10 protein-coding genes are annotated in these 12,032 nt (G+C 71.7%); 4 read left to right on the top strand and 6 right to left on the bottom strand.

Features of this window, described 5'->3' with window-relative positions; all coding sequences use genetic code 11:
- Positions 1-294 precede the first annotated feature (294 nt).
- Both WMF46_RS25415 and WMF46_RS25410 read left to right on the top strand, forming a co-directional pair.
- Positions 295-879, top strand: coding sequence for a DUF3995 domain-containing protein (locus WMF46_RS25415; RefSeq protein WP_437979558.1), 585 nt, complete (start codon positions 295-297; stop codon positions 877-879).
- A gap of 5 nt (positions 880-884) precedes the next feature.
- Positions 885-1,478 carry a TetR family transcriptional regulator gene (locus tag WMF46_RS25410; RefSeq protein WP_437979557.1) on the top strand — a complete coding sequence of 198 codons (594 nt, stop codon included), beginning with the start codon at positions 885-887 and terminating at the stop codon, positions 1,476-1,478.
- 21 nt (positions 1,479-1,499) lie between these two features.
- On the opposite strand, the gene WMF46_RS25405 is transcribed toward WMF46_RS25410, so the two are convergent.
- Both WMF46_RS25405 and WMF46_RS25400 read right to left on the bottom strand, forming a co-directional pair.
- Positions 1,500-2,213, bottom strand: a complete 714-nt coding sequence (locus WMF46_RS25405; protein WP_437979556.1) for a hypothetical protein — start codon at positions 2,211-2,213, stop codon at positions 1,500-1,502.
- A gap of 4 nt (positions 2,214-2,217) precedes the next feature.
- On the bottom strand, positions 2,218-2,694 hold the full coding sequence (locus tag WMF46_RS25400; RefSeq protein ID WP_437540856.1) for a MarR family winged helix-turn-helix transcriptional regulator: 477 nt from the start codon (positions 2,692-2,694) through the stop codon (positions 2,218-2,220).
- Positions 2,695-3,198: 504 nt separating this feature from the next.
- On the opposite strand from WMF46_RS25400, the gene WMF46_RS25395 reads away from it, so the two are divergent.
- The gene (locus tag WMF46_RS25395) at positions 3,199-5,271 is read left to right on the top strand and encodes a TonB-dependent receptor plug domain-containing protein (RefSeq protein WP_437979555.1); all 2,073 of its coding nucleotides are present in this window, start codon (positions 3,199-3,201) and stop codon (positions 5,269-5,271) included.
- A 66-nt stretch (positions 5,272-5,337) separates the two neighbouring features.
- On the opposite strand, the gene WMF46_RS25390 is transcribed toward WMF46_RS25395, so the two are convergent.
- The 3 genes from WMF46_RS25390 to WMF46_RS25380 all read right to left on the bottom strand — a co-directional run bounded on the left by WMF46_RS25390 (position 5,338) and on the right by WMF46_RS25380 (position 8,061).
- Entirely contained in the window at positions 5,338-5,970 is a 633-nt protein-coding gene (locus tag WMF46_RS25390; RefSeq protein WP_437979554.1) for an NUDIX hydrolase, read from the bottom strand.
- A gap of 160 nt (positions 5,971-6,130) precedes the next feature.
- On the bottom strand, positions 6,131-7,807 hold the full coding sequence (locus WMF46_RS25385; protein ID WP_437979553.1) for a carboxylesterase/lipase family protein: 1,677 nt from the start codon (positions 7,805-7,807) through the stop codon (positions 6,131-6,133).
- A gap of 11 nt (positions 7,808-7,818) precedes the next feature.
- Positions 7,819-8,061 carry a hypothetical protein gene (locus WMF46_RS25380; RefSeq protein ID WP_437979552.1) on the bottom strand — a complete coding sequence of 81 codons (243 nt, stop codon included), beginning with the start codon at positions 8,059-8,061 and terminating at the stop codon, positions 7,819-7,821.
- Positions 8,062-8,188: 127 nt separating this feature from the next.
- Between WMF46_RS25380 and WMF46_RS25375 the strand changes: the two genes are divergently transcribed.
- On the top strand, positions 8,189-10,003 hold the full coding sequence (locus WMF46_RS25375; RefSeq protein WP_437979551.1) for a hypothetical protein: 1,815 nt from the start codon (positions 8,189-8,191) through the stop codon (positions 10,001-10,003).
- Positions 10,004-10,054: 51 nt separating this feature from the next.
- On the opposite strand, the gene WMF46_RS25370 is transcribed toward WMF46_RS25375, so the two are convergent.
- Entirely contained in the window at positions 10,055-11,869 is a 1,815-nt protein-coding gene (locus tag WMF46_RS25370) for a carboxypeptidase-like regulatory domain-containing protein (RefSeq protein WP_437979550.1), read from the bottom strand.
- Positions 11,870-12,032: the final 163 nt, after the last annotated feature.

The raw sequence follows: 12,032 nt of genomic DNA, 5'->3' as shown, positions 1-12,032 counted from the left end.
AGAATCTCACCGCGGAGGGTGGAAGGCACGGTGGCGCTGCCGCGCTGCCGGCGGGAATCGGGCCGCGCCGGGCGTGGCGGGCGGCGCGCGCAGGGAGGCGCGCGCAGGGAGGCGCGGGGCAGCGTGCGCGGCGGCGGGCGAGAGCAACCCGAGGAGCCGAGGGCCTCGCGCGGCCCCGGAGCGTCCGTGGCGGAGCGCCACAGCGACGGTCCCTGCGCCGTGCGTTCAGTGAGGCGCAGACGCTTGTCCAGCGCAATACCATACCGTATGGTATGTTTTGAAGGTGAGGCCACGATGGATCCACTTCTCTCGAGCGCGGCGGTCGTCGCCCCGCTCCTCGTGCTGGTCGCCGGCGTGTCCCGGCTCGGAGCGCCGCGCGGCGTGTCGCCATGGACGCTGCTTGGCCTGCTCGCGATCCTGTGCGCGGCCGGGGCGCTGGGCGTGGGGGGCCCACGGCGGGACGTGCTTGCCCTGGCGTCGGGCGGCGCCCTCGGGGTGCTCGCGGCGATCCACGTCTACTGGGGCCTGGGAGGCGCGTGGCCCGGGGATGCCCGGCACGAGAAGGTGGAGATGGTGGTCGGCTTGCCCAAGGGCAGCCCCTTTCCTTCCCTCGGCGCATGTCTCGTCGTGGCGTGTCTCCTCGCGTCGTCTGCCGCGCTGGTGCTGGCCCAGCGGTACGGCGGCAGTTCGCCGACGCTGCTCCGGCTCGGCGCGTGGGCGGTCGCGCTGGTGCTCGGGGCGCGGGGCGTCGGCGGCTACTTCGACGCTCGCCTGCGGCCCGACACGCGCGCGCTGCCGTATCACCGGCTGAACCGCCTCGTGTACTCGCCGCTCTCGCTCACCCTCGCCGCCGCCGTCGCGGGCGCCACGCTCGACTGACCCGCATGGCGCGCACATCGAGGAACGACTGGCTCGACAAGGGGCTCGACGCGCTCCGCGACGGCGGCGAGGGCGCGCTGACGATCGACGGGCTCTGCGCGAGGCTCGGGCGAACGAAGGGCTCGTTCTACCATCACTTCGAGGACATCGCGGCGTTCCTCGCGGCGCTCCTCGCTCGCTGGGAGGAGCGGCAGACGTCGGCGCCGATCCACCACGCCGAGGCGGGCGGGAGCCCCGAACAGAAGCGGCAGCGGCTCTCCACTGTCGTACGCTCGCTCGACGGCCGGCTCGAGCTCGCCGTGCGGGCGTGGGCGCTCCGAGACGAGCGCGCCGCGGCCGTGCTCCGGCGGGTCGACGCGCGCCGCGTCGAGTACCTCGCGTCCCTGTACACCTCCGAGGGGCGCGCGCGCGGCGCCGCCTTGCTGCTCGCGCGGCTGGAGTACGCGGCCTTCGTCGGCGCGCAGATGCTCTTCTCCGACCTCTCGGCCGAGGGCGCGCGCTCGCTGGGGCTCGCGCTCGATCGCGCGCTCGAGCTCCTGGCCAAGGACGAGCGTGTCGCGCGTCCGACGGGCGCGGCGCGGAGGCGGCGAGCGACGTGAGGCCTGGCGGCGCGGGCGCGCCTATCGCTGCGACCGATCGAGCGCGTCCACGGCGTCGAGCTGAGGCCGGAGCAGGGCGCGCTCCTCGTCGGAGAGCGGCGCCTCGTCGATCTCGTCGCGCAGGGCGCGGGCGCGCGCCTGTTCGCCCAGGGCGACGGCGAGCTCCAGCCGGGCGGCGAGGGCGCGGGCGTGCTCGAGGGGGTCGTCCGGCCCTTTCCGGGCGAGCGCCACGTCGAGGACCTTGGCGGCCGCGGCATCGTCGTTCCTGAAGTCGCGCAGCCGCGCCGCCGCGCGCAGGGCCTTGCCCAGCCTCGAGTCCGAGCGCGACCCGGCGGCCCCCTCGTCGTAGTCGTCCGGCGCGTCCCGCCGGATGAAGATCACCGAGTTGCCCGCGACGTCGACCACCGTGAAGCGGCTCTGCCCCTTCTTCATGCGCGAGATCCGGGGCAATCCGGAGATCGGCAGCTTGCCGTACGCCCGCCGCAGCCCCTCCGCGAAGGTCTCGTGGAGCCGCTCGACCTCGGGGACGATCACAAGGCACGTGCTGTACGCCTGCCTGGGATCCAGCCCCTTGAGGCCCATGAAGTGCAGGTGGACCTCCCCGCGGCACGTCGCCGCATACACGTTCGGCGCTGTCTGCTGGTGGGTGACCTCGAAGCCCAGGGCGCCGTAGAACGCCAGGGTCTCGGGCAGCGACACGCACGGGAGCACGGGAATCGTCATCGCTTCGCTCATGGGATCACGCCTTTCGAGCGGGCCGCGCAGGCGACGCCGCGTCCTCTTCGAGCACACGTCGGGCCTGCCGCAGCGCATCGAGCGTCGCGTGCAGGCTCGACAGGTCGAGCCGCTTGCCGATCCGGTCCGCCCATGCGGCGTGGCGCGCCTCTACCTGCCGCAGGGCCTCGCGCCCTGCCGCCGTCATCGCGATGAGCTTGGCCGTGCGGTGGTGAGGGTTCTCGACATACTCGACGAACCCCTCGCGCTCGAGGGCGTCGGCTATCTGCTGCACGCCCTGGCGGGTCAGCCCCATCGTCCGAGCGACGTTCGAGACCGGCGCCGCGCCGTGGTCCACGACGCCGAGCACCTGCCAGCGCGCGCTCGTGAGCCCCGCCGGCCTGGCCAGGGCGTCCCCGGCCTCGAGCGCCAGACCATTCAAGCGGAACACCTCGATCACCAGCTCGCTGAGCGCGGTCGCCTCCGCGGTGAGCCTCGTCATTGGAAATAACCTGTCATATTGACAGTGACTTGTCAATTGACCGCTGTACCGACGTCCTCGGCCTGGCTTGCATCTCAGGGAGGTTGGCGCGGCAGGGAGGCCCGGCGGGATGTTCCAAGGAGCGATCCCGTGCCAGGTTTGAAAGCAGAGATCTCAGAATCGAAAGGTGTCGGGGGCATCCTTAAGGGTAACCCCAGGAATACAGAAGGGAGTAGCCTTGGCCCGTGTCCTGCAAAACACGGACGTCAGAGCGCCCGTGACGGCTTCCCCCCCCGCCGTCGAATGGGCGCTCTGTTTTTTGTCTCCCGGATCGGGCGAGCAGACGCGCCGCCCGTCGATGTGGCTGACGGGCGCCTCGCAAGCGCGGGGATGCGCGTCCAGGGCGCGTGGGTGGCCGAGCGTGGAGGGACTCCCCGGCTTCCGCCGAGCCGATGGATTTGCTAATCCCGGGGCGCCACGGGGGAGGTTCTCCCGGCTGCCCGGCGGCGTAGCTACGACATCCGCGTGAGATCCCCAGGCGCACTCTTCTCCCTCGCGCTCGCGGCCGCCGCGACCTTGCATGCGGGCGAGGCGCGCCCTCAACCTGCAGGCCGCCCGGCCGGTGAGCCGGCGGGAGCCGAGGCGGCGCAGGCGCCCGGCGCGGCCCCGGCCGAGCCGCCGTCTCCCGTGGTCCCCGACGGACAGGCCGTCGCGCCCGCCGGGATCGAGGTCACAGTCGAGGGCAACCGGGCTCCGCCGGGCTCGGTCTCGCTCACGCGGCGCGACGTCCGCGAGCTGCCCGGCGCCCTCGGCGACCCCTACCGCGCCATCGAGATCCAGCCCGGCGTGACCTCCATCGCGAGCGGCATGCCGTACTACTACATCCGCGGCGCGCCGCCCGGGAACATCGGCTACTTCTTCAACGGCATCCAGGTCCCGCTCCTCTTTCACGTGGGCGCTGGCCCCAGCGTCATCCCGGCCGCGATGGTCCAGCGCGTCGAGATGCACCTCGGCCCCTATCCCTCGGACATCGGGCGGCTCGCGGGCGCGGCGATCGAGGCCGAGAGCGCGCCGCCGTCCGACGTCTGGCGCGGGGAGGGGAGCCTCCGGTTCGTCGACCTCGGCGGCGTCGTGGAGGGGCCGATGGACAGCGACACCCACGTCCTCGTGGGAGGGCGCTACGCCGCCGGCGCGGCGCTCACCTCGGCGCTCGTCCCGAGCGTCGACGTGGGCTACGCGGACTACCAGGGCCGGATGACGCACCGGCTCGGGCCGGAGGAGCGCTTCACCGTCTTCGCCTTCGGCGCGTACGACTACCTCGCCAGCATCGGCGAGGAGGACGGCGCCGAGGCGACCGACGTCCTCCTCGACAGCGACTTCCACCGCCTGGACCTGCGCTACGACCGCGACGACGCCGCCTCGGGCGCGCGCGTCAGGTCGGCGCTCACCCTCGGGCTCGACCGGTCGCGCGGGGTCGGCGTGGAGAGCGCCGAGGCCTGGAAGCTCAACGCGCGGATGAGCCTGGCCCGGCCCATCCTCGCGGGGCGCGCGCTCGTGCGGGTGGGCGTCGACGCCGCGGTCGACCGCTACGTGGTGACGCCGCGCCCCAGCCGATCGGACGGCGAGGCCGAGGGCGGCGCGTCCACCGAGGAGGACACGCCCGCCGAGGGGACGGCCCAGCTCGACGAGAGCTTCCCCGAGCTCTTCCGCAGCCGGCTCGACCTCGCGCTGGGCGCGTGGGCCGACGCGCTGCTCGTGCTCGACGAGCGATCGACGATCACGCCTGGCGTGCGCGTGGACCACTACACCTCGCTCGGCAAGAGCGCGCTCGCCGTCGACCCGAGGATCGTCGGCCGCTTCGGCGTCGGCGACCACGTGCGGCTCATCCCGGCGTTCGGCCTCGCCTCGCAGCTGCCCGGCCTCGCCCCGCTGCCGGCGCTCCAGATCGGCGGCATCCCTGGGGGGCTGCAGCGCAGCCTTCAGTCGAGCTTCGGCGTCGAGGTCGACGCGGGCCCTGTCAACTTCAGCGCCACGGTGTTTCGACAGGCGACCTTCGGCCTGAGCGATCCGATCGGGACGGGCCGCGGCACGACCCTCAGCACGGAGCGCTTTCTCACGCGGAGCCTCGGCGACACGTACGGTCTGGAGCTCGGGGCGCGCGGTGCGCTCCGCCGCGACATGTTCTTCCTGGCGTCGTACACGCTGTCGCGCTCCACGCGCACGCGGGGCAAGTCGACGATCCCCTCCGCCTACGATCGGACGCACGTGGCGCACGTCGCGCTGCTCTACGACCTCGGCGGGGGCTGGCGCGCCGGGATCCGCCACGTCTTCTACACCGGCTTTCCCGCCGACGAGGCCGCCCCGGGCCGCCCCCCGAGCGAGCACCCGGATCGCGTCGCGCCGTTCTACCGGCTCGACATGCGCCTTTCGAAGCGCTGGGCGCTCGGCACGCGGAGCTACCTCGGGCTCGTGCTCGACGTGCAGAACGCGACGCTGGCGAAGGAGGTGTTCGACGTGAGCTGCGATGATAGCGGGTGCACGCCGCGGAAGATCGGGCCCATCACGATGCCGGGGCTCGCGATCGAAGGCGGTTTCTGAAGGGAATCCGAGGGGAACGCGGCCAGCGACGCCGCGGCAGACCGGCTGATCCGGCGGCTGCGGGAGCTACCGGTGGAGCACCTCGAAGAGCTGCTTCAGCATGAGGTACGTCAGCCCCCAGACGACCCGCTCGTCCACGAGCAGGCACGGGAGCTGGAGGACGTTTCCCTCGTGCGTGTACGCATAACGCGAGGTGCGCTCGCCGCGCGCGAGCGGCCCGAGCGGCGTCCAGAGCGCCTCGGCCACCTCGTCGCTCAGGGTGAGCTCCGGCGTGGAGCGCAGCGCGAAAACGAACGGGGCGACGATCATCCCGGTGCGCCGCCCGCGCGCGACCGCCGGGACCTCGGGCAGGCGCGCGAGCAGCGTCCCGTGCGCCGCGAGGTCGATCCCCACCTCCTCCCGCGTCTCGCGGATCGCGGTGGCGAGCAGGCTCTCGTCCACCGGCTCGCGCCGCCCGCCCGGGAGCGCCATGTGCCCCGACCAGGGATCGGCCGGGTGATCGGCCCGGCGGATGAGGAGGAGCTCGGCCTCCCCGGGCTCCCGGCCCCCCGCAGGATCGAACGCCGTGCCCAGAGACCCCGCCGGTGCCCGCAAGATCGCGGCGACCGCGGCCTGGCGCTCCTGCGTGAGCAGGTCGAGCGCGGCCTCGCGCGCGTCGAGGCGGGCCATGATGGCGGCGAGGTCGTAGGAGGAGAGCACCGTGGTCAGGATAGCATAATATCTATCGCTATTTAGCGCGCGGCGGCGGCGCTCGGGGATCGCGCTCGCGGCGGGCCCGGACTCAACACTCAAGCCGCGCAGGCCGCTCGCAGGGCCTCGGCCATCGCGTGACGCGCCGCGGCCCTCCGTGCGAGCACCGTCAGGGAGCCGCCGTGGCGAAGGTGTCCCACGCGTCGCAGAGCTCTCCCTTCAGGCCGGCCTGCGGCGCGATGTCGCGATCGAGGGTGAGGCTCTCGTCCCCCTCCGCTTCATACCTCGGCCACGCGACGGCGCCCTCGCCGTTGGGGTCCCCGCTCGCCGCGTGGCGCGACCAGTACCCCATGATTTTCTGCGACATCTCGAGCTCTCCCTCGGTCAGCGGTTCCGGCAACACCAGCGTCGGGTTGCCGAACACGAACTTGATCTCGGCAGAATGGAAGGCGCCGAGATCGCCGAGAAGCGAGCTCTCGGGCGCATAGGTGAAATGATAGAGATACGTCGCCGCGCCGGCGCCCGCGATCGCGCGCGCCGCCCGCCGCGTCGGGCACACGAACATCGAATCACCCAGCGCCGCGATCGCCGCCGCCTGCGCCGAGCCGTAGGTCTCGCTCGGGTAGAGCGCCACCACCTCCTCGCCGTGGCCCGGGGCGAGCGTCTCGGCGAACGCCTCGAACGCGGCGTCGTCGGCGACCGCCGCGGACTCGCCCCAGAGCGTGACGAAGAGCGTGCCCTCGTCCGCGTTGCTGCCGAGGATCGTCGGCATCTTCTCGAAGCTCCCGGCCTCGAGGAGCTTGCCCGGCCTGTCGGGGAGGTTCCATCCGTCGACGACCGGGAACCACGTCGGGCCGGCGCCCTCGAGGAAGGCCGCGCCCCGCGGCAGCGCGCTCATGATCTCCTCGGCCGATTTGCCGCGAAGGCACTCGAGGACGGAAGGCGCGTCGGTGCAGCCCAGCGCCTCGACGAACTCTTGCCCCTGCGCGCTGGCCGCCGCCTCGTCCGCGGCGGAGTCGCACGGTCCGCTCTCGATGATGGCGGTCTGGAAGAGGCCTTTGCTCCTGGGCGACACGAGGTGCATGCAGACGCTGATGCCGCCCGCGGACTCGCCGAACAGGGTGACCCTGCCGGGATCCCCGCCGAACGCGGCGATGTTGGCCTTGACCCATTCGAGCGCGGCGCGCTGGTCCTCCAGGCCGTACGCGCCCGTCGAGGGGTGATCGGGATCCTCCGACTTGAGGTCCGGGAGGGCCAGGAACCCGAGCGGGCCAAGGCGGTAGTTGAAGGTGACAACCACCGATCCTGTCGCCTCGGAGAGCGCCCGGCCGTCGTAATCGGCCTCCCCGCCGCTGCCGAGCTCGAAGCCGCCGCCATGAATCCAGGCGAGGACGGGTACGGACGAGGACGCCGGGCGCTCGGGCGTCCAGACGTTCAGGGTGAGGCAGTCCTCTCCCGAGATCTCATTGAAGCCCGGGGTGAGCAGGTTCAGCTGCGAGCAGGGGATGCCCACCTCGACGGCAGCCCGCGGCTCGGTCCACGGCTCGTGTGGCGCGGGTGATCTCCAGCGCAGGTCCCCGACCGGCGGCGCGGCGTACGGGATGCCCAGGAAGGTGCGCGTCGCGCCGACGAGCGCGCCCTCCACCGGACCCGCCTCCGTCTCGACGAGCGGCGCAGCCACGTCGCCGCCGCCCGAGCCACCGGCGCCGCCGGAGCCACCGGCGCCGCCCGAGCCACCGGCGCCGCCCGCGCCGCCGGAGCCCTCCAGAGCCGGCTCGCTCGAGCTGCAGGCGGCAGCGAGCAAGCCAAGAAGAATGGTGTGCGACAATGAAGGTCGAATGGGCATGATCGTCTCCGTCAAGAGCAAATCGTGAATGCGGTATCGTGGGAAGAGGAGAGCGCGGCGCCGAGGACGTAGTGGGCGATGAAGGCCGCCAGTCGGCGGAGCGACGTTCTGTGCACGCGGAATTCAACCATGAAGCGCGAGCGGTGGTGCTGGAATTTGACGTCGTTGTCTGAGAAGCGCCCACGTGACGGCTTCGTGCCGTGGGGCAGGGCAAGCTTGACATGGCGAAGGGCGCGAACTCCTTCTGTGCCCATGGCAACTCATCGGAGAGACGGGATCGCGGGCGGCGCTGGGCGTCGAGGGGCTTCGGCGCATGGGTACCAGGGCCGCGCGGCCCGCATCGGGAAATCAGGCTGGTCCGGGCTGCTGACGTGCATGGTCATGGCCGGCGCCCTGGCCGGGAGCGCGTGCAGCTCGGATCCGGACCCCGGGGGGACCGGGGGAACCGGGGGAACCGGCGGCATGGCCGCGTCCAGCGGGAGCGCGGGCGGCGGGGGCGCGACCACGGCGACAGGCGCGGGGGGAGAGGGGGGTGGAGGCGACATCACGCCGGTCATGCCCGATATCGACCCGGAGGTGTTCGGCACGTTCGACACGTCGGAGCTGACGGTGTTCGCGTTCAGCCAGGTGGAGGTGCACGAGGCGGATCCCCAGGTGCTGGAGCTCGCCCCGGACATGGTGCCGAGAGCGTGGCAGCGCTGGCGTGACACCGGGATCCAGGCCGACGATTACGACGCCGAGTACCTGGCGAGCTGCCGCGAGCGCGGCATCCGCTTCGTCGCGGGCAGCACCGCATCCATCGTCTTCGAGGACGAGGTCGACAGCGAGGAGCAGTTTCTGGAGCAGACAACGCGCAACGCCGCGGGCGAGCTCGTCGCCCACGACCAGATCGTGCCAGGCGCCCACCGGTCGAGCATGGCGTCCCCGGGCTACCGCGCGCGGCTCGTCGAGATGGGCAAGCTCCAGATCGACCTCGGCGTCGACGGGCTGAACTTCGACGAGATCAACGGCGGCTACGGGGGCGCGGAGTACGACGGCAACGAGGGATTCGACGACCACCATGTCGCGGACTTCGGAAACTACCTCTGCCGCAGGCACGGCGGCCGTCCGGACGGCTGGCAGCAGGGGTTCGATCTCCTCCCCGAGGACGGGCTCGACTGCGGAGGAGCGCCCGAGACCGCCGGGAGAGGCTTCGATTTCCGCGGTTACCTCCAGCGCGTGAACGCCACGACGAAGCCCTTCGACAGCGGGAACGAGCTGCTCGTCGAGGAGTGGGGCCGGACCGTGGGAAACCGTCCAGACCCGCAGCTCGGGACCTTCGTCGAGGTCTATCCGGCGCTCGTCTACTGGCAGGAGGTGGTGCTCGAGCTCCGCCGCTACGCGCGCGAGCAGCACGGCCGCGAGATCTTCATCTCATCGAACGGCATCGTGCCTTTCGTCGACATGCAGAGCGTGGGCCTGTACGACTGGAACATCGACGGCAACGGCCCGCGCGGCATGAACTGGGTGCCTGTCGTGGAGGGGCACCTCGACGGGACCGTGTCGTTCCAGACGGCCCTGCGGGGGCTCAAGGCGCGCTCGAAGCGCGTTCAAGAGCTCGTCGGCGGCAAGGAAGTCCCGCTGATGCTGTTCCTGGACTGGCCCAACGACATGATGAACCGCTACTACGGGCTCCCGCTGGAGGAGCGGAAGGACTATTTCCGCATCTTCGCCGCGGAGGTCTACGCAAACGGCCTGTACTTCGCCCTGCCGCTGCACACGACGACGGACGAGAGCACCGCGACCGCGCTCGAGATGATGGAGTTCTTCGCGCGCTTCCGCGACTTCTACAAGTCCCACGAGGCCCTGGTCCACGGGGCGACCGACGTCACAGGGCCCGTGACCCTCTCCTTCGAGGAGTGCGCGTCCGCCGAGCAGCCCGAGGCGTGCGCGGGCGAGAAGAAGATGAGCCACAACCTCGTGCGCCTCGCGGACGGCCGCACGGTGCTCCACGTGATCAACCACGAGTACAGCGCAGGCGTGGTGGAGCAGGAGGGGGTGACGGTGAGCTTCCCCGTGGACGCGAGCCCGACGCAGGTCACTGTCGCGTCGATCGACTTCGAGGAAGATCGCGTGGTGCCCTTCTCGTACGAGGACGGCGTGGTCACCGCGGAGATCGGGGCGCTCCCGGCCTCTGTCGCGATCGTCGCCGAGTGAGCGGGGCAGCGCCGCGGGCTCAGCTGTCCACGCGGGACACCTGGGGGGTGGTTACTGGCCTGTGACGTAGAACACGCCCCGCAGATCCTCGGTCGCGGAGATGGCGCCCGGCTCGCCGCCCGGGGAGCGCCAGGAGGTCACGCGGAACTGATAGTACATGCCAGGATCGAGGGGCCCGCCGTACTCGACCGAGACCTCGTCGACGCCGCTCGATCCCGGGATGCTCGGCCCAGCGCACGTCGGGTCGTCCCCGAGGCACCACACGAGGTCACCATAGGCGTTGTAGACGACCACGGTATAGAAATCCTCGCTGGCGTCGTCTCCCCACCGGAGCGTGGGCGCGGCCGTCACCGGCTCGGGATCCGTCGCGCCCGGGCCGATCACCGGCAGCGACTCGGTGATCTTGAACGAGGCCGGCAGCGAGACGTCCTCGCCGGGGCTCGGCATCTCCACGGTGACGAGCTGCGTGCCGGCGATGTTCGGATCAGGATCGCGGACGAGGCTGTCGTTCTCGAACGCGGCCAGCACCACGTATTTGCCAGCGGGCACGCCGGAGATGCTGAACTCGCCGCTCACGTCGGGCGGCCCGCTGAGCGGCGTGCGCAGCCCTCGCGGCACCTCCCCTCGGACGAAGGCGTCGTTGAACGTGGACGCGACGACGACCACGACGCTGGTGGTCGAGCCGCCAGGAGCATTGACGATGTTGAGCGTGCCAGTCAGGGTGCCGAGGGCGGCGTCCGAGCGCGCCAGATCCACGCCCGTGACCGCCGCGTCCCCGACCTCCGCGGCCTTCGGATCGAGCGCGAGCCCTGCCGCGTAGCCGCTCACCGAGTAGCTGCCGGCCGGCACGTTGAAGATCGTGTAGGCGCCGCCGCGATCGGTCACCGCGCTGAACCCCTTGCCGCCCTCGTCCTCGGCCACGACGAGCACGCCGCCGGACTGCTCGTCCGCGAGCACCGAGCCTGAGATGCTCGGCAGCCCCCGCTGGTCCTCGGGCAGCGCGATCAGCGCGATATCCGTGAGTGCGGTCTCGATGCTCCACCCGTCGTCGCCCGACGTCGCCTCGCTCGAGGCGATCGGCAGCGCCGTGCGGAGCCCACCTGGGAAGGGCTGGTGGTCCTGTGCGCTCGCCCGCAGCGTGAAGATCACGTCTCCGATCGGCGCACCGTCCTCCGTGCGGGGCACCGGCACCTCGAGCACGTAATTCCCTGCGGCGTCGGTGGTCGTCACGTCCGTGATCGCGGTCGCCTGATCGTCGAGCGCGAGCACGAGCGCGCCCTCGATGCCCGCGGTGCTCTCGGAGTCGAAGACGCTCCCTCTCGCCAGCACGGGCGGATAACACGCATGGCCGCCTGCGACGAGCTCGGCGCAGGTGAGCCCGCCTGCGCACAGCGGGGCCTCCGGATCGCACGCGCCGCCTTCGGCGATGCCGCAGATTCCCCCGCCGTCTCGCGTCTTGCCGCAGACCGCGTCGTCGAGGCAGAGATCGGGGCCTGCCGGATCGCACGCGCCGCCGGGCGGGGTCTGGCAGGTTCCGTCAGCGCCGCACGTCGTGCCTTCTGCGCAGAAGTCCTTCGCGTCCCCGGCGCAGGGGCCGCCGAGCGGAACTCGGCATGTGCCGTCGTCGCCACAGACGGCATCGCCCAGGCAATAGTCGGTGCCGCCCGCATCGCAGCCGGCGCCCGGCGGCGCATAACAGATGTGGTCCTCGCCGCCCTCGGCGCACACGAGGCCGCTCGGGCAGCCGTCATCCGGAGCACATTCATCGCCGACCTTCTCCGGGTCAGGCCCGCAGCCCAGCGCGACGAGCGGGAGAGCGATGGCGGCGGCCTGTGCGGCCAGACGAGCGTACTCGGCAACTTTCATTGAAGTGTCCTCCCTCTTGTAAGTTGAAATGCGGCGCGGTCGCCAGCGCGGCTCAGCGCTCACTCGCCCGGGCAATCTGGATGACATGAGGCGATTGCCACTCTCGCCCTGGGCCAACGAGCTGGCCAGCACATGCCCCCTGCAGTGCCCGGGCGATCCGTGG

The sequence above is a fragment of the Sorangium sp. So ce117 genome (assembly GCF_051524395.1).
GTDB lineage: Bacteria > Myxococcota_A > Polyangia > Polyangiales > Polyangiaceae > Sorangium > Sorangium cellulosum_B.
This window is presented reverse-complemented; position numbering and strand designations above follow the sequence as displayed.

Bases quoted from the DNA above. Each gene is read 5' to 3' on its own strand.
- WMF46_RS25415 (WP_437979558.1), top strand. From the start codon at position 295: ATGGATCCACTTCTCTCGAGCGCGGCGGTCGTCGCCCCGCTCCTCGTG.
- WMF46_RS25410 (WP_437979557.1), top strand. From the start codon at position 885: ATGGCGCGCACATCGAGGAACGACTGGCTCGACAAGGGGCTCGACGCG.
- WMF46_RS25405 (WP_437979556.1), bottom strand. From the start codon at position 2,213: ATGAGCGAAGCGATGACGATTCCCGTGCTCCCGTGCGTGTCGCTGCCC.
- WMF46_RS25400 (WP_437540856.1), bottom strand. From the start codon at position 2,694: ATGACGAGGCTCACCGCGGAGGCGACCGCGCTCAGCGAGCTGGTGATC.
- WMF46_RS25385 (WP_437979553.1), bottom strand. From the start codon at position 7,807: ATGCCCATTCGACCTTCATTGTCGCACACCATTCTTCTTGGCTTGCTC.
- WMF46_RS25380 (WP_437979552.1), bottom strand. From the start codon at position 8,061: ATGGGCACAGAAGGAGTTCGCGCCCTTCGCCATGTCAAGCTTGCCCTG.
- WMF46_RS25375 (WP_437979551.1), top strand. From the start codon at position 8,189: ATGGCCGGCGCCCTGGCCGGGAGCGCGTGCAGCTCGGATCCGGACCCC.
- WMF46_RS25370 (WP_437979550.1), bottom strand. From the start codon at position 11,869: ATGAAAGTTGCCGAGTACGCTCGTCTGGCCGCACAGGCCGCCGCCATC.